Origin of the sequence: Escherichia sp. E2748 (genome assembly GCF_005781125.1) — a bacterium.
Classification (GTDB): domain Bacteria; phylum Pseudomonadota; class Gammaproteobacteria; order Enterobacterales; family Enterobacteriaceae; genus Escherichia.
In genome coordinates this window covers 54132-73644 of the sequence record NZ_VATP01000023.1, presented here as the reverse complement: position 1 = coordinate 73644, position 19513 = coordinate 54132, and the positions used below count along the sequence as shown (strand labels likewise).

22 protein-coding genes are annotated in these 19513 nt (G+C 51.9%); 15 read left to right on the top strand and 7 right to left on the bottom strand.

From position 1 onward, the window contains the following. Nucleotides 1–8 precede the first annotated feature (8 nt). From pyrC to mdtH, 4 genes are all read right to left on the bottom strand, one after another. A complete protein-coding gene (gene pyrC, locus FEK42_RS18460) occupies nt 9–1055 on the bottom strand; it encodes a dihydroorotase (RefSeq protein ID WP_131162253.1) in 1047 nt (348 codons plus the stop codon). A 105-nt stretch (nt 1056–1160) separates the two neighbouring features. Next, nucleotides 1161–1721 (bottom strand): lipoprotein, encoded by a 561-nt coding sequence (locus FEK42_RS18455; protein ID WP_032183927.1) that lies wholly within the window; start codon nt 1719–1721, stop codon nt 1161–1163. Between the two features lie 133 nt (nt 1722–1854). Further along, the gene (gene grxB, locus FEK42_RS18450; RefSeq protein ID WP_135492193.1) at nt 1855–2502 is read right to left on the bottom strand and encodes a glutaredoxin 2; all 648 of its coding nucleotides are present in this window, start codon (nt 2500–2502) and stop codon (nt 1855–1857) included. A 63-nt stretch (nt 2503–2565) separates the two neighbouring features. Then, nucleotides 2566–3774, bottom strand: coding sequence for a multidrug efflux MFS transporter MdtH (gene mdtH, locus FEK42_RS18445; RefSeq protein WP_131162252.1), 1209 nt, complete (start codon nt 3772–3774; stop codon nt 2566–2568). Nucleotides 3775–4009: 235 nt separating this feature from the next. On the opposite strand from mdtH, the gene rimJ reads away from it, so the two are divergent. The 4 genes from rimJ to murJ all read left to right on the top strand — a co-directional run bounded on the left by rimJ (nt 4010) and on the right by murJ (nt 7821). Further along, nucleotides 4010–4594, top strand: a complete 585-nt coding sequence (rimJ, locus tag FEK42_RS18440) for a ribosomal protein S5-alanine N-acetyltransferase (RefSeq protein WP_130205501.1) — start codon at nt 4010–4012, stop codon at nt 4592–4594. Between the two features lie 10 nt (nt 4595–4604). Beyond that, the gene (locus tag FEK42_RS18435) at nt 4605–5252 is read left to right on the top strand and encodes a YceH family protein (RefSeq protein ID WP_135492195.1); all 648 of its coding nucleotides are present in this window, start codon (nt 4605–4607) and stop codon (nt 5250–5252) included. Nucleotide 5253: 1 nt separating this feature from the next. Beyond that, nucleotides 5254–6177, top strand: a complete 924-nt coding sequence (locus FEK42_RS18430) for a Gfo/Idh/MocA family oxidoreductase (RefSeq protein WP_135492197.1) — start codon at nt 5254–5256, stop codon at nt 6175–6177. Nucleotides 6178–6285: 108 nt separating this feature from the next. Beyond that, nucleotides 6286–7821 carry a murein biosynthesis integral membrane protein MurJ gene (murJ, locus tag FEK42_RS18425; RefSeq protein ID WP_130205507.1) on the top strand — a complete coding sequence of 512 codons (1536 nt, stop codon included), beginning with the start codon at nt 6286–6288 and terminating at the stop codon, nt 7819–7821. Between the two features lie 39 nt (nt 7822–7860). On the opposite strand, the gene flgN is transcribed toward murJ, so the two are convergent. The 3 genes from flgN to flgA form a co-directional block, all read right to left on the bottom strand. Next, nucleotides 7861–8277, bottom strand: a complete 417-nt coding sequence (gene flgN / locus FEK42_RS18420; protein ID WP_130205509.1) for a flagella biosynthesis chaperone FlgN — start codon at nt 8275–8277, stop codon at nt 7861–7863. A 4-nt stretch (nt 8278–8281) separates the two neighbouring features. Then, nucleotides 8282–8575 (bottom strand): flagellar biosynthesis anti-sigma factor FlgM, encoded by a 294-nt coding sequence (gene flgM / locus FEK42_RS18415; RefSeq protein ID WP_130205511.1) that lies wholly within the window; start codon nt 8573–8575, stop codon nt 8282–8284. A gap of 74 nt (nt 8576–8649) precedes the next feature. Then, nucleotides 8650–9309, bottom strand: coding sequence for a flagellar basal body P-ring formation chaperone FlgA (flgA, locus tag FEK42_RS18410; RefSeq protein ID WP_135492199.1), 660 nt, complete (start codon nt 9307–9309; stop codon nt 8650–8652). Between the two features lie 153 nt (nt 9310–9462). Between flgA and flgB the strand changes: the two genes are divergently transcribed. The 11 genes from flgB to flgL all read left to right on the top strand — a co-directional run bounded on the left by flgB (nt 9463) and on the right by flgL (nt 19416). Then, complete coding sequence (gene flgB / locus FEK42_RS18405) at nt 9463–9879, top strand: flagellar basal body rod protein FlgB (RefSeq protein ID WP_130216143.1); 417 nt, start codon at nt 9463–9465, stop codon at nt 9877–9879. A 3-nt stretch (nt 9880–9882) separates the two neighbouring features. Next, nucleotides 9883–10287 (top strand): flagellar basal body rod protein FlgC, encoded by a 405-nt coding sequence (flgC, locus tag FEK42_RS18400; protein WP_001196460.1) that lies wholly within the window; start codon nt 9883–9885, stop codon nt 10285–10287. Between the two features lie 11 nt (nt 10288–10298). Beyond that, nucleotides 10299–10994 (top strand): flagellar hook assembly protein FlgD, encoded by a 696-nt coding sequence (gene flgD, locus FEK42_RS18395; RefSeq protein WP_064528545.1) that lies wholly within the window; start codon nt 10299–10301, stop codon nt 10992–10994. Nucleotides 10995–11018: 24 nt separating this feature from the next. After that, nucleotides 11019–12224, top strand: a complete 1206-nt coding sequence (gene flgE / locus FEK42_RS18390) for a flagellar hook protein FlgE (protein ID WP_138211912.1) — start codon at nt 11019–11021, stop codon at nt 12222–12224. Nucleotides 12225–12243: 19 nt separating this feature from the next. Next, nucleotides 12244–12999: a flagellar basal-body rod protein FlgF gene (flgF, locus tag FEK42_RS18385; protein WP_135492201.1), complete on the top strand. Its 756-nt coding sequence runs from the start codon at nt 12244–12246 to the stop codon at nt 12997–12999. A gap of 171 nt (nt 13000–13170) precedes the next feature. Beyond that, on the top strand, nt 13171–13953 hold the full coding sequence (gene flgG / locus FEK42_RS18380; RefSeq protein WP_138211911.1) for a flagellar basal-body rod protein FlgG: 783 nt from the start codon (nt 13171–13173) through the stop codon (nt 13951–13953). Between the two features lie 43 nt (nt 13954–13996). Further along, on the top strand, nt 13997–14692 hold the full coding sequence (gene flgH / locus FEK42_RS18375) for a flagellar basal body L-ring protein FlgH (protein WP_130222889.1): 696 nt from the start codon (nt 13997–13999) through the stop codon (nt 14690–14692). Nucleotides 14693–14703: 11 nt separating this feature from the next. After that, on the top strand, nt 14704–15801 hold the full coding sequence (gene flgI / locus FEK42_RS18370; RefSeq protein ID WP_130205525.1) for a flagellar basal body P-ring protein FlgI: 1098 nt from the start codon (nt 14704–14706) through the stop codon (nt 15799–15801). Next, the gene (gene flgJ, locus FEK42_RS18365) at nt 15801–16742 is read left to right on the top strand and encodes a flagellar assembly peptidoglycan hydrolase FlgJ (RefSeq protein WP_135492203.1); all 942 of its coding nucleotides are present in this window, start codon (nt 15801–15803) and stop codon (nt 16740–16742) included. Before flgI ends, flgJ begins: the two co-directional genes overlap by 1 nt. A 65-nt stretch (nt 16743–16807) precedes the next feature. After that, a complete protein-coding gene (gene flgK, locus FEK42_RS18360; RefSeq protein WP_135409833.1) occupies nt 16808–18451 on the top strand; it encodes a flagellar hook-associated protein FlgK in 1644 nt (547 codons plus the stop codon). An 11-nt stretch (nt 18452–18462) separates the two neighbouring features. After that, nucleotides 18463–19416, top strand: a complete 954-nt coding sequence (gene flgL, locus FEK42_RS18355; protein WP_135492205.1) for a flagellar hook-associated protein FlgL — start codon at nt 18463–18465, stop codon at nt 19414–19416. Nucleotides 19417–19513: the final 97 nt, after the last annotated feature.

Sequence of the window (19513 nt, the reverse complement as noted above, 5' to 3'; positions counted from 1 at the left end):
TACGTTTTTTATTGCTTAAAAGACCAACGTACAGTTTCCCCAGCCAGGAAAGGAACAAGCGTGTCGTCTGTCAGAGCGATGCTTTCAGCAATTTGCTGCTCTTCACGTATTAGTTCAATAAACGATTCATTGACCGGCAATCCATAGAATTTCGGCCCGTTTAAAGAACAGAATGCTTCAAAATGCTGTAGTGCATTCATCTCTTCAAATACGGTGGCGTAACTACCCAGCGCCGATGGCGCATTAAAGCAACCTGCACAGCCGCAGCTACTCTCTTTACGATGACGGGCATGTGGTGCGGAATCGGTACCCAGAAAAACGCGATCAAAACCACTGGCGACCAGCTCACGCAGCGCCTGTTGGTGAATATTGCGTTTGAGGATCGGCAGACAGTAGAGATGCGGACGCACACCGCCAACCAGCATATGGTTACGGTTAAACATCAGATGCTGGGGAGTAATGGTGGCGGCCAATAGTTCATTTCCGTCACGAACATAGTCGGCCGCATCTTTGGTGGTGATGTGCTCGAAAACGACTTTCAGCGCGGTCAGGCGCTGGCGTAGTGGCTCCATGACCGTCTCAATAAAACGCGCTTCACGGTCAAAAATGTCGATGTCAGCATGGGTCACTTCACCATGCACCAGCAGCGGCATACCGATTTTTTCCATGCGCTCAAGTACTGGCATGATTGCGTCAACCGACGTCACACCGTGGCTGGAGTTGGTGGTGGCGTTCGCGGGGTAAAGTTTTGCGGCGGTGAACACGCCTTCGTTGAATCCACGCTCCAGCTCATTGGGGTCCAGCGAGTCTGTTAAATAACAGGTCATCAGCGGGGTGAAATCGTGTCCGTCCGGTACGGCGTCAAGGATACGTTGGCGATAAGCCACAGCAGCCTCAACTGTTGTTACAGGCGGTGCCAGATTGGGCATAACGATGGCCCGACCATAGGTTTCGCTGGTATACGGCACGACAGTTTTTAACATGTCGCCATCGCGGAGGTGAAGGTGCCAGTCGTCTGGGCGGCGGATCTTTAATACCTGGGATGGTGCAGTCATTAATTTCTATGCTCCGGCTGAAGGGATGTTTTTGCCGGACACAAAGGATAAGCGGAAACGTTTTCCTTTGCACGAAAAATAAAGGGCGCAAATACGCCCTCGTAATTAATCAGTGAACGGAATGACTATTTCACCTGGTTTCACTTCAATGCCTTTTGCCAGTTTTTTAGCCATTGCTTCGCCTTTGCTGCCATCTTCGCGCAGGACGTAAGCCGGCTGCTGGTTAAAGTAATTGCGTAATGCCTGATTCAAATAGGGAAGTAACGTTTGCATCACGGTTTGCATTTTTTCCGGCTGCACGGTCGCGTCGACCACTTCCATCTCTTTCAGGAAGATGGCGCCTTTCTCTTTATCAAACACAGGCAGCGCTTTCAGCTTCAGTTTCATGGTTGCTTTTTGGCTACCGAACAGAGAGTTCATATCCAGATTGGCGTCCCCGGTTAGGGTAACCTTATTAGGTTCTTCACGACCAATTTGGCTGGTCAGGTTTGTCAGAACTATATGGGCGTCAGCCACGCCGGGCAAACCGATATCTTTTGAGAAATTATTATGTTTCGCAAGCGACTGGTTAATCTCTTGTTCGGTGATGGTGTATTGGGTGAGTTGATTACAGCCAACGAGCAGGCCACTGACGATTAATGCAGCGGCAAATAAAAACTTGTTCATGGTAGTCCTCGACATGAAATCTGCGTCAATATCCTGACACAACGCAGCATGTGTCACCAGCGATAAACTCGCCAGCAGAAAAAACTGAAAACAGCGGCAACCCGCGAATACAGGCTGCCGCGGCAGGCCAGGATTAAATCGCCATTGATGATAGCAAATTGATTTGCGTCTGTTTGGCCATGTTATCGCGGTAATCAGCGACGCGGCTTGGCCAGTTTATTCCGGCAACCAGCGTCAGATTACGCAGCAGCGGAAAAAGTTGAATGTCATCTTCCGAAAGCTCGCCATTCACGGCGTTTGGCTTGACGATGAGTTTATCCAGTGCACGTAAATCATCGCTGATATTTTTAATTAACCCATCAGAATGTGAGAGAAGCTCGGCAAAATTACCCGCGCTGACCTCTTTCTTGTCGATGAAGTATTTGCGTGCGGCGGGAGTAGAAAACTCATCAAACGCCGATTTGGCAAAACGCGGCAACAGCAGTTTATTGGCATAGCCGTTGACCTTGCGCAGCCACTCTTTAATGGCAGGGGAGCGTTTACCCGTCAGTAACGGTTTGCCGTCGAGCTTATCCACATAGTGAACAATGTCCATGCTTTCTGGCATATAGCGGCTGTCATCTTTTTGCAGAATGGGAACCTGTTTTTGACCGACCATCCGGGTGGGTGTTTCTGCATCGTCGTTGAGCAGAACGTGTAATTCGACGGGGATATTTTTCAGGCCGAAAATCATGCGGGCTTTGAGGCAGTAAGGGCAGTGATCGTAAATATATAGCTTCACGTGACTCCTCCATTTGGCTGTCAGTTCACTTTCAGTATGGAGGAGTCAGGGGGGAGTATCAAATCAGGCGTCGTGTTCCAGCAACCGACGCGCGGCACGTTTATGGCTAAATTGCCAGCCCAATGCAAGGAAGGTGATGAGGCCAATAACGCCCAACATCATCCACGGCAACTCCGGTTGTTGCGTGGATTTACCCAGGTCAAACAGCCAGCCTCCGCCGATATAGCCAATAGCGCCGCCTATCGCCAGGCCCAGCCGACTAAACCCCATATAACTGCCGCGCGCTCGTGCATCCGCTAACGAGGCGCTAAGAGTTTCACGCGCAGGTTCGGCAATGATCGAGCCAATATAAAACAGACAAATCAGGGTGAAAAGTTGTTGCAGGCCACTGACCATGCCCACGGGTATCATGCTTAATGACATCACCAGTAGCCCCGCCATCAACCGGTGTTCCAGACGAAAACGCTTTTCGCTCCAGCGGGCGATAGGGTAGAGCAACGTTAACGACAGACACGCTTCGATGGCATACATCCATTTAACGGCAGAGGGCGCTCCGGCTACGTCGTTGACCATAATCGGCAGCATCAACATCACCTGCACAGCCAGCATGTAGTAGCCCGCGAGTGTCAGGACATAGGTGACAAAACGTTTATCGCGCATCACGCGGGTCATGCCTTCGCGGACTGGTGTACGCACGGTAGAGAGTTTCCATGCGGGCAACAACCAGGCGTTAAACGCTGCACACAATACAAACAGAATTGCCCCCGTGGCGCAGACCAGGCGAAAATCGTATTGCAATAACCAACTCCCCAACAGCGCGCCAATGACCGCACCGGCACTGTCCTGCATCATCAACAGGGAGAAAAAACGGCCCCGTTGTTCCGGACGAATTAATTTCACCACCAGCGCCGAACGCGGCGGATCAAATAACGTACCGCCGAGGCCCGAGAGCAAACAAGAAAACCACAGCATCCAGGGTTCATGGGCGATGCCCATGGTGGCGAATCCGGCGGCGCGCATCAGCATACCGGTAACGATCATCGGTTTAGCGCCAAAACGGTCGGCAATAGCACCGCCGAAAATGCCTAATCCTTGCTGAATGAACTGACGCAGACCGAGGGCAATACCGACCATTACGGCGGCCCAGCCCATTTGATCAACGAAGCGGATAGAGATCAGCGGGAAGACAACAAAGAACCCCAGCACGACCAGCATATTATCGACGAGAAGGAAATATTTACCCAGGTTCCTCGCCTGCGATACGCGCGACATTTCCCCTCCCGGGAAATAAAAGATGAGCACTTTCTATTCTGCATTGCTGCTAAGATTTTTCCCATCATATCGGGGACAATATTTTTTTATCAAAACGTCGCTTTGATAGAGAGTTTTTATCAAATATGTGAATAATGCAGAAAATGGTATTTTGGACTTTTCACAGGCTCTGGTTGCGCAGGTATAGTAATACTTACAGCGTATTAAAGACGTTACGGGAAGGAGTAGGTATAGAATGTTTGGCTATCGCAGTAACGTGCCAAAAGTGCGCTTAACCACCGACCGACTGGTCGTGCGTCTGGTGCATGAACGTGATGCCTGGCGACTGGCGGATTATTACGCAGAGAATCGCCATTTCCTGAAGCCCTGGGAGCCGGTGCGCGATGAAAGCCACTGCTATCCTTCAGGCTGGCAGGCCAGGTTAAGCATGATTAACGAATTTCATAAACAGGGCTCAGCCTTTTACTTTGGATTATTTGATCCAGATGAGAAAGAGATTATTGGCGTAGCAAATTTTTCCAATGTGGTACGCGGCTCTTTTCACGCCTGTTATCTCGGTTATTCGATCGGACAAAAATGGCAGGGTAAAGGACTGATGTTTGAAGCTCTGACCGCCGCCATTCGCTATATGCAACGTACCCAACATATTCATCGCATTATGGCCAACTATATGCCGCACAATAAACGCAGCGGTGATTTGCTGGCGCGGTTGGGGTTTGAAAAAGAAGGCTATGCGAAAGATTATTTGTTGATTGATGGAAAATGGCGCGATCACGTACTGACGGCATTAACCACCCCGGACTGGACGCCCGGCCGCTAAGGAGAATTTCATGAAGTATCAACTTACCGCACTGGAAGCCCGTGTGATTGGCTGTTTGCTGGAAAAACAGGTGACGACGCCAGAGCAATACCCGCTTTCCGTGAATGGCGTGGTAACGGCCTGTAACCAGAAAACAAACCGTGAACCGGTAATGAATCTGAGCGAATCCGAGGTACAGGAGCAACTGGATAATCTGGTAAAACGCCATTATCTGCGCACGGTGGGTGGCTTTGGTAATCGAGTCACCAAATATGAACAACGTTTCTGCAACTCTGAGTTTGGTGACCTGAAACTTAGCGCCGCGGAAGTCGCATTAATTACCACCTTGTTGTTGCGAGGCGCTCAGACGCCAGGTGAACTGCGCAGTCGCGCGGCGCGGATGTATGAATTCAGCGATATGACGGAAGTAGAAACAACGCTGGAACAACTGGCTAATCGCGAAGATGGGCCTTTTGTTGTTCGTCTGGCTCGCGAACCAGGTAAACGCGAAAGCCGCTATATGCATCTTTTCAGTGGCGAGGTGGATGATCAGCCTGTGCTTACAGAAACGTCGGACGCGGTTGGTGGTGATTTACAATCCCGCGTCGAAGCCCTGGAAATCGAGGTGGCAGAACTGAAACAGCGTCTTGATTCGTTGCTGGCCCATCTGGGAGATTAACGTGAAAAAATTACGTATCGGCGTAGTGGGTTTAGGCGGCATCGCGCAAAAAGCGTGGCTGCCAGTGCTGGCAGCAGCGTCTGACTGGACGCTACAGGGGGCGTGGTCGCCAACGCGTGAGAAAGCCATCTCAATTTGTGAAAGCTGGCGCATTCCTTACGCCGATTCGTTATCTAACCTTGCCGCCAGTTGCGATGCGGTATTTGTCCACTCCAGCACCGCCAGTCATTTTGAGGTGGTCAGTGCGTTATTAAATGCAGGTGTACATGTCTGTGTCGATAAACCGCTGGCGGAAAATCTGCGCGATGCCGAGCGACTGGTTGAACTTGCAGCGCGCAAAAAACTGACACTGATGGTCGGCTTTAACCGTCGTTTCGCGCCGCTGTACTGTGAGTTAAAAACGCAGCTTGCCAGCGCAGCCTCGCTAAGAATGGATAAACATCGTACCAATAGCGTCGGGCCACACGATCTTTATTTCACCTTGCTGGATGATTATCTGCATGTGGTTGATACCGCGCTGTGGTTGTCTGGCGGCAATGCAACTCTCGAAAGCGGTACGTTGCTGACCAATGAGTCCGGCGAAATGCTGTTTGCCGAGCACCATTTTTCGGCAGGTCAGTTACAAATCACCACCTCTATGCATCGTCGTGCCGGAAGTCAGCGTGAAGCGGTGCTGGCAGTGACTGAAGGGGCATTAATCGACATCACCGATATGCGTGAATGGCGTGAGGAGCGTGGGCAGGGCGTGGTACATAAACCGATTCCTGGCTGGCAAAGTACCCTCGAGCAGCGTGGATTTGTCGGTTGTGCGCGCCATTTCATTGAATGCGTGCAAAATCAGACAGTTCCGCAAACCGCGGGTGAACAGGCGGTGCTGGCGCAGCGCATCGTTGATAAGATCTGGCGCGATGCGATGAGTGAATAAACCCTGTAACATCTGGCGGTAGCAATTCACCATAATCCAGGTAGACTATTCGCCTCTTTCAGCGCCTGCCTTGCAGGCGTTTTGCCGTGGGTCTGGATTAGAACACAGATGAATTTATTAAAATCGCTGGCCGCCGTCAGCTCGATGACCATGTTTTCGCGTGTGCTTGGCTTCGCACGCGACGCTATTGTCGCCAGAATCTTTGGCGCAGGGATGGCAACCGACGCCTTTTTTGTCGCGTTCAAACTTCCTAACTTGTTACGCCGTATCTTTGCTGAAGGGGCATTCTCCCAGGCTTTCGTGCCGATTCTGGCGGAATATAAAAGCAAGCAGGGTGAAGATGCCACGCGGGTCTTTGTCTCTTATGTCTCTGGTCTGCTGACACTGGCGCTGGCGGTTGTGACGGTCGCCGGCATGCTCGCCGCGCCGTGGGTGATCATGGTAACCGCGCCGGGCTTTGCGGATACTGCCGACAAATTCGCACTTACCAGCCAGTTATTACAGATTACTTTTCCTTATATCTTATTGATTTCACTGGCATCGCTGGTGGGGGCAATTCTGAATACCTGGAACCGTTTCTCGATTCCGGCATTTGCCCCAACATTACTCAACATCAGCATGATTGGCTTTGCGCTGTTTGCAGCGCCGTACTTTAATCCACCCGTGCTGGCGCTGGCGTGGGCAGTTACGGTGGGCGGCATCCTGCAACTGGTTTATCAGCTACCGCATCTGAAGAAGATTGGCATGTTGGTATTGCCGCGCATTAACTTCCACGATGCCGGGGCGATGCGCGTAGTGAAACAGATGGGGCCGGCGATTCTTGGCGTCTCTGTTAGCCAGATTTCCTTAATCATCAACACTATTTTTGCCTCATTTCTTGCCTCCGGCTCGGTGTCATGGATGTATTATGCCGACCGTTTGATGGAGTTTCCGTCCGGTGTACTGGGCGTGGCACTGGGGACCATTTTGCTGCCGTCGTTGTCGAAAAGTTTTGCCAGCGGTAATCACGATGAATACAACCGTCTGATGGACTGGGGGCTGCGTCTTTGTTTCCTGCTGGCGCTGCCAAGCGCGGTGGCGCTGGGCATCCTCTCCGGTCCGTTAACTGTTTCGCTGTTCCAGTACGGTAAATTTACCGCCTTTGATGCGTTGATGACCCAGCGGGCGTTAATTGCCTACTCGGTAGGTTTGATTGGCCTGATTGTGGTGAAAGTGCTGGCTCCGGGCTTTTATTCACGGCAGGACATTAAAACGCCGGTGAAAATTGCCATCGTCACGCTGATTTTGACGCAATTGATGAACCTTGCATTTATCGGCCCGTTGAAACATGCCGGACTGTCGCTTTCCATTGGTCTGGCGGCGTGTCTGAATGCTTCGCTGCTTTACTGGCAGCTGCGTAAGCAGAAAATCTTTACCCCACAACCCGGCTGGACTGCGTTTCTGCTGCGTTTACTCGTGGCGGTACTGGTGATGTCTGGTGTGCTTTTAGGCATGTTGCATATTATGCCGGACTGGTCGTTGGGCACTATGCCCTGGCGTTTACTGCGTTTGATGGCGGTCGTTGTCGCGGGAATTGCAGCATACTTTGCCGCACTGGCGGTGTTGGGCTTCAAAGTAAAAGAATTTGCTCGTCGTACTGCTTAACGTAGAATTCCGGCCTGCATCGCAGGCCGGAGAAAATCTTCAAATAGAAATCTTTTTACCACCGCGCCAGGGTGTTGAGGTCTGACCGTTCGCCCCGTACAGTGTCGGCTCCTGATGCGGTTTCAGCATTTCCAGTGCCTGTTGATTGCGCTCAATCTGCCCTTCCAGTAGCCAGCCGTTATGCTGATTTAACTGGCGCAATTGCTGCGTTTTCTCGGTGATTTCCTGCCAGCATTGCGCAATATCTTCACTTATTTCTGTATCCGGTGCCTGTCGACGCAGCTGTTCCAGGTAATCCAGAGTCGCCAGCATTGAGCTTTTTTGTTCTGTAATATGTTGCAGCTGGCTACCGGTGAACTGCCCCATAGAGAGATGTTGCTGCTCCTGGACCATCACTATATTAAGCTCGTTAAGCACCACAGACATCTGGTTGAGAATCTCAGCAAGACGCGGCATCTGATTATTTACTCATTAAATCTTGTTGCACTTCGTTGATCAGCGCATCGGCAATTTTGCCGACATCCATTTTTAGTTCACCATTACGAATCGCCAATTTTAATGCTTCAACGCGTTCAAGATTGATATCACTGCTGCCCGGTTGCATCAGTGTTGCCTGCGCATCGCTTAACTTGACGTTAGTACTGGCGGTAGCCGTCGTTTTTGCTGCGCGGGTATTGGCTACCGGAGCGTCACTGGTTTCACGTGGCTGAACGGTGCTTACAGGCTTCAGGGGGGAAGTGCGGTCAATACTCATGGTTTATTCCTCATTGAGGGCGCTTTATCATTTGTTGCTTATTTATCGGCAATGGACGGGCAATCTTTAATAGCTTACAGGTTTATAAGAATATTCCCATCGGCATCCACTACGCCACTGACTACCTGACCCGATATCATTCTCACGCGGGCTTTTTGCGCGACGGAAGCGTTATTCAGCGCCAGACCTTCAGCATTTGCACTGAACCCATCGCCACTGGCAATCACGTTAACGCGTTGTCCTGCTTTTACCCGCCAGGCCTGACGCAGCATAGTCAGCTGTATAGGTTGTTCGGGGACCAAATCGCGCAGGCTAACCGCATCAACCAGTTGATTAGCATCCAGCACGGTACGCGGCGGTAGTGTATCCAGTCTACCGCGTTTAAGTTTTACACTGCCTGCGTCAAGCTTTCCCCCACGCACAACTGGCATTGCTGCAACAACATAATTCCCTGTCGCCTGTACATTCACTTGCACGTAATGCTTATCGTTGCCACAACGTGCCAGCACATTCACATTGCCCCACAGGCGGGCGTTATTAGTCATGGAAAGCAGCGGCTGTTCGCATGGCGGCAATAAATTGGGTGCAGTACGAATAGAAACGTGGACCTCATCACTTAGCCCTGCCAGTTGTGCAACGAAATAGGTTTGCAATTGTGAGGGGAAATCGCCAGCCGCACTAAGTGGACTGAACAACATCGTGATGATCGCCACACAGCGCATTATTGTCAGCATTTTTGCCCCCGGCCATTTTCACAGCCTGAATTGTACCCGTACGCAATGACCATCAACGGCATAAATAGCAACCCATTTTGCTTTTATTCCGCCGATAACGCGCGCGTAAAGTCTTTAAGCTGACGGCAGAATTTTGATATCTGCGGAGGAGATATGCTCGATAAGCTCGACGCCGCCTTACGTTTTCAACAAGAGGCACTCAATCTGCGCGCCCAGCGTCAGGAAGTGCTGGCGGCAAATATCGCCAATGCCGATACCCCTGGTTATCAGGCGCGCGATATGGATTTTGCCAGTGAACTTAAAAAAGTGATGCAGCGCGGGAGAGATGAAACCAGCGTGGTCGCGCTGACGTTGACCTCGTCGCAGCATATTCCAGCACAGGCGTTGTCACCTCCTGCCACAGAATTGCAATACCGTATTCCGGACCAGCCTTCACTGGACGGCAATACCGTGGATATGGATCGCGAACGCACCCAGTTTGCCGATAACAGCCTGCAATACCAGATGAGCCTTAGCGCGTTGAGCGGACAAATCAAAGGCATGATGAACGTATTACAAAGCGGAAATTAACGGATGGCACTGCTGAATATTTTTGATATCGCCGGATCGGCGTTAACCGCTCAGTCTCAGCGTCTGAACGTGGCTGCCAGCAACCTGGCCAACGCCGACAGCGTGACGGGGCCAGATGGCCAGCCGTATCGGGCAAAACAGGTGGTGTTCCAGGTGAACGCCGCGCCAGGGGCAGCGACGGGCGGAGTCAAAGTGGCTGACGTGATTGAAAGCCAGGCCCCGGACAAACTGGTCTATGAACCGGGTAATCCGCTGGCGGACGCGAAGGGCTACGTGAAAATGCCAAACGTCGATGTGGTAGGCGAGATGGTTAACACCATGTCGGCGTCGCGCAGCTATCAGGCCAACGTTGAAGTACTCAATACGGTGAAAAGCATGATGCTGAAAACCCTCACGCTCGGTCAATAAAGGAGAAAGTCATGTCCATTGCGGTAACCACCACCGATCCGACAAATACCGGCGTCAGCACTACCAGCAGTAGTTCGATTACGGGCAGTAACGCCGCCGATTTACAGAGCAGCTTTCTGACGTTGCTGGTGGCGCAACTGAAAAACCAGGATCCGACCAATCCAATGGAAAACAACGAGCTGACGTCACAACTGGCGCAAATCAGCACGGTCAGCGGGATTGAAAAGCTCAACACCACACTCGGTTCGATTTCCGGGCAGATTGATAACAGCCAGTCGCTACAGGCCAGCAACCTGATTGGTCACGGCGTGATGATCCCCGGCACCACCATTCTTGCCGGTACTGGCAGTGAAGAAGGGGCGGTGACCACCACCACGCCGTTTGGTGTTGAACTGCAACAGGCCGCAGACAAAGTGACCGCAACCATAACCGATAAAAATGGCGCAGTTGTGCGCACCATTGATATTGGTGAGCTCAGCGCCGGAGTCCACAGTTTCACCTGGGACGGCACGTTGACTGATGGTACGACCGCGCCGAACGGTTCTTATAACGTGGCAATTAGTGCCAGCAACGGCGGTACGCAGTTGGTTGCCCAGCCATTGCAGTTTGCGCTGGTACAGGGCGTGATTCGCGGCAATAACGGTAACACGCTGGATCTCGGCACTTACGGCACCACCACCCTCGACGAAGTACGGCAGATAATTTAAGCCTTCACATTTCAGGAGTCAGTCATGGCCTTTTCTCAAGCGGTTAGCGGATTAAACGCTGCCGCCACCAATCTCGATGTCATTGGCAACAATATCGCCAACTCCGCCACCTATGGCTTTAAATCCGGCACGGCTTCTTTTGCTGATATGTTTGCTGGTTCGAAAGTGGGACTGGGGGTAAAAGTTGCTGGCATCACTCAGGATTTTACCGATGGCACGACCACAAATACTGGCCGTGGCCTGGACGTCGCTATCAGCCAGAACGGTTTTTTCCGTCTGGTAGACAGTAACGGTTCGGTGTTTTACAGCCGTAACGGGCAATTCAAACTGGATGAAAACCGTAATCTTGTGAATATGCAAGGTTTACAGTTGACCGGGTATCCGGCAACCGGTACGCCTCCGACCATCCAGCAAGGGGCGAATCCAGGCAGTATTTCGATTCCAAATACCTTGATGGCGGCGAAGTCCACGACCACGGCGTCTATGCAGATTAACCTTAACTCCAGTGATACGCTTCCTACCGTTACGCCATTCAGCGCCAGTGATGCCGATAGCTATAACAAAAAAGGTTCGGTAACGGTGTATGACAGTCAGGGTAATGCCCATGACATGAGCGTCTACTTTGTGAAGACGCAAGATAATACCTGGGATCTCTACACCCAGGATAGTAGTGCTCCAAACAGCATTGCAACGATAGCGACAACACTGGAATTTGATGCCAATGGTGTTCTGACGTCGGATCCAACAAAGGATATTACCACTGGCGCGATTAACGGCGCGGAACCTGCAACATTCTCTCTCAGCTTCCTCAACTCTATGCAGCAAAACACCGGCGCTAACAATATTGTGGCAACCACCCAGAACGGTTACAAACCGGGCGATCTGGTGAGTTATCAAATCAACGATGACGGCACGGTAGTCGGGAACTATTCGAACGAACAAACCCAATTGCTGGGGCAGATTGTGCTGGCCAACTTTGCCAACAACGAAGGGCTGGCATCAGAGGGGGACAACGTCTGGTCTGCAACGCAATCTTCTGGTGTCGCGCTGCTGGGAACCGCCGGGACCGGCAATTTTGGCGCACTGACCAACGGCGCCCTGGAAGCGTCCAACGTCGATCTCAGCAAAGAACTGGTCAATATGATTGTCGCCCAGCGTAACTATCAGTCTAACGCCCAGACCATCAAAACTCAGGACCAGATCCTCAACACGCTGGTTAACTTACGCTAATTGCTGACGGGATAGCTCGATGGATCACGCAATCTATACCGCGATGGGCGCCGCCAGCCAGACGCTGAATCAACAGGCGGTGACTGCCAGCAATCTTGCGAATGCCTCCACGCCCGGTTTTCGCGCGCAGTTAAACGCCTTGCGCGCAGTGCCGGTGGAAGGGCTTTCTCTGCCCACACGCACTCTGGTGACGGCCTCTACGCCAGGCGCAGATATGACGTCCGGCAAGATGGATTACACCTCGCGCCCGCTGGATGTTGCGTTGCAGCAGGATGGCTGGCTGGCCGTGCAAACCGCTGACGGCAGCGAAGGGTATACGCGTAATGGCAGCATTCAGGTTGATCCCGGTGGACAACTGACGATTCAGGGGTATCCGGTGATTGGCGAGGCGGGGCCGATTGCCGTGCCGGAAGGGGCGGAAATTACTATCGCCGCCGATGGCACCATTTCGGCGCTCAATCCGGGCGATCCGGCAAATATCATTGCGCCAGTAGGACGGTTGAAACTGGTGAAAGCCATGGGCAGTGAAGTGCAGCGTGGTGATGACGGGATCTTTCGTTTGAGTGCGGAAAGTCAGGCCTCGCGTGGTCCGGTGTTACAGGCTGACCCAACGTTACGGGTGATGTCGGGCGTGCTGGAAGGTAGCAACGTCAATGCCATTTCGGCAATGAGCGACATGATTGCCAGTGCGCGGCGTTTTGAAATGCAGATGAAGGTAATAAGCAGCGTCGATGATAACGCTGGTCGCGCCAACCAACTGCTGTCGATGAGTTAATTGAAAGGATAAATGACAAGCATAAGTTGCCCGAAGCGCAAGCTTATCGGGCCTACGGGATAAATCGCAATTTATTGATTTTGCGAGCTCTTGTAGGCCGGATAAAGCGTTTACGCCGCATCCGGCAAGAAGACATATGCGATTTGTCAGCAATCCACTACAGGACATTTTATGATCAGTTCATTATGGATCGCCAAAACGGGCCTTGACGCCCAGCAAACCAATATGGACGTCATTGCCAACAACCTGGCAAACGTCAGTACCAATGGTTTCAAGCGCCAGCGGGCGGTGTTTGAAGATTTACTTTATCAAACCATTCGCCAGCCTGGCGCACAGTCTTCCGAACAAACTACCTTGCCATCCGGGTTACAAATCGGTACGGGGGTGCGTCCGGTCGCCACTGAACGCTTACACAGCCAGGGCAACCTGTCGCAAACCAATAACAGCAAAGATGTGGCGATTAAAGGGCAGGGCTTTTTCCAGGTCATGCTGCCGGATGGCTCATCAGCGTATACCCGCGACGGCTCTTTTCAGGTGGATCAGAACGGGCAACTGGTGACGGCGGGCGGTTTTCAGGTGCAGCCAGCAATCACCATTCCGGCGAATGCGTTAAGTATTACCATTGGTCGTGATGGCGTGGTCAGCGTTACCCAGCAAGGCCAGGCTGCTTCGGTTCAGGTTGGACAACTCAATCTGACCACGTTTATGAACGACACTGGCCTGGAGAGCATTGGCGAAAACCTCTACACCGAAACACAATCCTCCGGCGCACCGAACGAAAGCACGCCAGGTCTGAACGGCGCTGGGCTGTTGTATCAAGGATATGTTGAAACGTCTAACGTCAACGTGGCGGAGGAACTGGTCAACATGATTCAGGTACAGCGCGCCTACGAAATCAACAGTAAAGCGGTATCCACCACCGACCAGATGCTGCAAAAACTGACGCAACTCTAAAGCATACCGGTAGGGCAACTTACCGGTTTATTGATTTTTGAAGATGATAGCCATGCGAAAAAAATACGGCATTTCCACCTTGTTGGTGCTTTCACTGACCGGCTGCGCCTGGATCCCGTCTACCCCGCTGGTGCAGGGGGTGACCACGGCACAACCTGTACCCGGCCCGACGCCCGTCGCCAATGGTTCCATTTTTCAGTCTGCCCAGCCGATTAATTATGGCTATCAGCCGTTATTTGAAGATCGCCGACCACGCAATATCGGCGATACGCTGACTATTGTGTTGCAGGAAAATGTCAGCGCCAGCAAGAGTTCGTCTGCTAATGCCAGCCGCGACGGAAAAACCAACTTCGGGTTTGATACTGTACCGCGCTATTTGCAGGGGCTGTTTGGTAATGCCCGTGCCGACGTTGATGCCTCTGGCGGTAATAGCTTCAATGGCAAAGGCGGGGCAAATGCCAGCAATACCTTTAGCGGCACCTTGACCGTGACGGTTGATCAGGTGCTGGTCAACGGCAACCTGCATGTGGTGGGCGAAAAACAGATCGCCATTAATCAGGGTACGGAATTTATTCGTTTCTCCGGCGTGGTCAATCCACGCACCATCAGTGGCAGCAACACTGTACCGTCAACCCAGGTGGCAGACGCGCGCATTGAGTACGTTGGCAATGGCTACATTAACGAAGCACAAAACATGGGCTGGTTACAGCGTTTCTTCCTTAACCTGTCTCCAATGTAAGTGAGGCTGTGGTGATTAAATTTCTCTCTGTATTCATTCTTCTGCTGGTGGCGACCGTTGCACAGGCTGACCGCATTCGCGATCTCACCAGCGTACAGGGCGTACGGCAAAACTCGCTGATTGGTTATGGCCTTGTTGTTGGCCTTGACGGTACGGGCGACCAGACGACCCAGACGCCGTTTACCACTCAAACGCTTAATAACATGCTCTCACAGTTGGGAATTACCGTTCCGACTGGCACCAATATGCAGCTAAAAAACGTCGCTGCGGTAATGGTGACGGCGTCACTTCCGCCGTTTGGACGCCAGGGGCAAACCATCGATGTGGTGGTTTCTTCCATGGGTAATGCCAAAAGCTTACGTGGCGGTACGTTGTTGATGACACCGCTTAAGGGCGTCGACAGCCAGGTTTATGCGCTGGCGCAGGGCAATATTCTGGTCGGTGGCGCGGGGGCATCAGCGGGAGGTAGCAGCGTTCAGGTTAACCAACTGAATGGCGGGCGGATCACCAACGGTGCGATTATTGAGCGCGAATTGCCCAGCCAATTCGGCACTGGCAATACCCTCAATTTGCAGCTAAATGACGAAGACTTCGCGATGGCGCAGCAGATCGCCGATACCATAAACCGCACCCGAGGATTCGGCAGTGCCACGGCGTTAGATGCCCGAACTATTCAGGTTCGCGTGCCGAGCGGTAATAGTTCCCAGGTGCGTTTCCTTGCCGATATCCAGAATATGCAGGTCAATGTCACCCCGCAGGACGCCAAAGTCGTGATTAACTCGCGCACTGGTTCGGTGGTGATGAATCGTGAAGTGACCCTCGACAGCTGCGCGGTGGCGCAGGGCAATCTCTCGGTTACGGTAAATCGTCAGGCCAATGTCAGCCAACCAGATACACCGTTTGGCGGCGGACAGACCGTGGTAACGCCACAAACGCAGATCGACTTACGCCAGAGCGGCGGTTCGCTGCAAAGCGTGCGTTCCAGCGCCAGCCTCAATAACGTGGTGCGCGCGCTCAACGCCTTGGGAGCCACCCCGATGGATTTAATGTCCATACTGCAATCTATGCAAAGCGCGGGATGTCTGCGGGCAAAACTGGAAATCATCTGATGATTAGCGACAGCAAGCTGCTGGCGAGCGCCGCCTGGGATGCTCAATCACTTAACGATCTGAAAGCGAAAGCGGGCGAAGATCCAGCTGCAAATATTCGCCCGGTAGCTCGCCAGGTGGAAGGGATGTTTGTGCAGATGATGCTAAAAAGCATGCGTGAAGCCTTACCGAAAGATGGCCTGTTCAGCAGCGAGAATACCCGGCTCTACACCAGCATGTATGACCAGCAGATAGCCCAACAGATGACAGCAGGCAAAGGTCTGGGACTTGCGGAGATGATGGTAAAACAGATGGCGCCAGAGCAGCCATTGCCAGCAGAAGAAATGCCTGCCGGACCGATGAAATTCCCACTTGAAACGGTGATGAGTTTTCAAAATAAAGCACTCAAGCAGATGGTGCAAAAAGCTTTACCGCACAATTTCGATGCTTTGTTGCCTGGTGACAGCAAAGCGTTCCTTGCACAGCTCTCGCAGCCAGCTCAATTGGCAAGTCAGCAAAGCGGTGTGCCACATCACCTGATTCTCGCCCAGGCTGCACTGGAATCAGGATGGGGACAACGACAAATTCGTCGCGAAAATGGCGAGCCGAGCTACAACGTGTTTGGCGTAAAAGCGTCAGGTAACTGGAAAGGGCCTGTTACTGAAATCACTACTACCGAATATGAAAACGGCGAAGCGAAGAAAGTTAAGGCGAAGTTTCGTGTTTACAGTTCTTATTTCGAAGCATTGTCAGATTACGTTGGGCTGTTAACCCGTAATCCACGCTACGCCGCCGTGACTCGCGCTGCCAGCGCCGAGTTGGGGGCGCAGGCATTACAGGATGCAGGTTATGCCACCGATCCTGAATATGCCCGCAAACTCACCAATATGATTCAGCAATTGAAATCGGTAAGCGACAAGGTGAGCAAAACCTACAGTATGAGTATCGATAATCTGTTCTGAATAATTCAAGTCCGGCGGGTGTCTGCCGATAATGCTTGGTAATTGAAGGCTTATAAGGAACCTCCATGTCCAGCTTGATTAATAACGCCATGAGCGGACTTAACGCTGCCCAGGCGGCGTTAAATACGGCGAGTAATAATATTTCCAGCTATAACGTTGCCGGATATACCCGACAAACCACCATTATGGCGCAGGCTAACAGTACCTTAGGTGCGGGCGGTTGGGGAGGCAATGGCGTTTATGTTTCTGGCGTGCAACGTGAATACGATGCGTTTATTACCAATCAGTTACGTGCGGCCCAGACCCAGAGTAGTGGCCTGACTTCCCGTTATGAGCAAATGTCGAAAATCGACAATATGCTCTCTGGCAGCACCACGTCGCTGGCAACGCAAATGCAGGACTTCTTTACCAGTTTGCAAACGCTGGTCAGTAACGCAGAGGATCCGGCTGCGCGGCAGGCGCTGATTGGCAAGGCGGAAGGTCTGGTAAATCAGTTTAAAACCACCGACCAGTATCTGCGCGACCAGGACAAACAGGTCAATATCGCGATAGGTGCCAGCGTCGACCAGATCAATAATTATGCCAAACAAATCGCCAGCCTGAACGATCAGATCTCCCGTTTAACAGGCGTGGGAGCGGGGGCTTCACCCAACGATCTCCTTGATCAACGCGATCAACTGGTGAGTGAATTAAACCAGATCGTTGGTGTTGAGGTCAGTGTTCAGGATGGCGGTACTTACAATATCACCATGGCCAATGGTTACTCGCTGGTTCAAGGCAGTTCGGCACGTCAGCTTGCAGCAGTCCCATCCAGTGCCGATCCTTCTCGTACGGCAGTCGCTTATGTTGATGGGACGGCGGAAAATATTGAGATCCCAGAGAAATTGCTGAATACGGGGTCGCTGGGCGGCATTCTGACATTTCGTTCTCAGGACCTGGACCAGACGCGCAATACGCTCGGGCAACTGGCGCTGGCATTTGCTGAGGCTTTCAATGCCCAACATAACAAGGGGTATGATGCCAATGGTAAAGAAGGGGAGGATTTCTTTGCTATTGGTAAGCCCGCTGTTCTGGAAAATAGCAAAAACAAAGGTAGCTCCGCGATCGGTGCTACGGTAACCGATAGTTCCGCTGTGCTGGCGACAGATTACAAAATCTCGTTCAAAGATAATCAGTGGCAGGTCACCCGTCTGGCCAGCAATACCACTTTTACGGTGGTGCCGGATGCCGACGGTAAAGTCTCATTTGATGGTCTGGAACTGACCTTCACCGGAACGCCAAAACCAAACGACAGCTTCACCTTGAAACCGGTAAGCGATGCCATCGTCAATATGGACGTATTAATCACTGACGAAGCGAAAATCGCCATGGCCAGCGATGAAACGGCTGGTGAAAGCGACAACCGCAATGGTCAGGCGCTGCTGGATTTGCAAACTAATGGCAAAACGGTCGGCGGGGGGAAATCCTTTAACGATGCCTATGCCTCGTTGGTTAGCGATATCGGGAATAAAACCGCTACGTTGAAAACCAGCAGCACTACTCAAAGTAATGTGGTGACGCAACTTTCTAATCAGCAGCAGTCTATCTCTGGCGTCAATCTCGACGAAGAGTACGGCAATCTGCAACGTTTTCAGCAGTATTATCTGGCCAATGCCCAGGTTCTGCAGACGGCGAATGCCATTTTTGATGCGCTGATTAACATTCGCTAAGGGGAGATAAGATGCGTTTCAGTACCCAGATGATGTACCAGCAAAATATGCGCGGTATCACCAATTCTCAGGCGGAATGGATGAAGTACGGCGAACAGATGTCGACGGGTAAGCGAGTCGTTAACCCTTCTGACGATCCCATTGCAGCATCACAAGCCGTGGTTCTCTCCCAGGCGCAGGCGCAAAACAGCCAGTACACACTGGCGCGGACTTTCGCGACCCAAAAGGTGTCGCTGGAAGAAAGCGTGCTTGGCCAGGTGACGACTGCAATCCAGAATGCCCAGGAAAAAATTGTTTATGCCAGCAACGGCACGTTAAGTGATGATGACCGGGCATCGTTGGCAACGGATATTCAGGGGATCCGCGACCAGTTGTTAAATCTGGCGAATACCACGGATGGGAACGGGCGTTACATTTTTGCCGGTTATAAAACAGAATCCGCGCCGTTTAGTGAGGCTGACGGTGATTATGTCGGCGGAACAGAAAGTATTAAGCAGCAGGTCGATGCCTCTCGCTCAATGGTGATAGGGCATACCGGTGACAAAATTTTCAATAGTATCACCAGCAATGCGGTAGCGGAACCTGACGGTAGCGGTTCTGAAACTAACCTGTTTGCTATGCTGGATAGCGCCATCGCGGCGCTAAAAACGCCAGTCGCGGATAGCGAAGCGGATAAAGAAACTGCCGCTGCGGCATTGGATAAAACCAACCGTGGCCTGAAAAACTCACTGAATAATGTCCTGACCGTACGCGCCGAACTCGGCACGCAACTGAATGAACTGGAGTCGCTGGATTCATTAGGTAGCGATCGCGCTTTAGGGCAAACGCAGCAGATGAGTGATCTGGTTGATGTGGACTGGAATGCAACTATTTCCTCTTACATCATGCAGCAAACGGCATTGCAGGCATCGTATAAAGCATTTACCGATATGCAGGGATTGTCGCTCTTCCAACTCAACAAATAAGCTCGCTTTAAAACATATCATGAAACTGGGTATGTTTTGTCTGCCTGCTCTGGGATCGCCGGGGCGGGCATTTTTTTGCTATGAGGCATAAAGAACT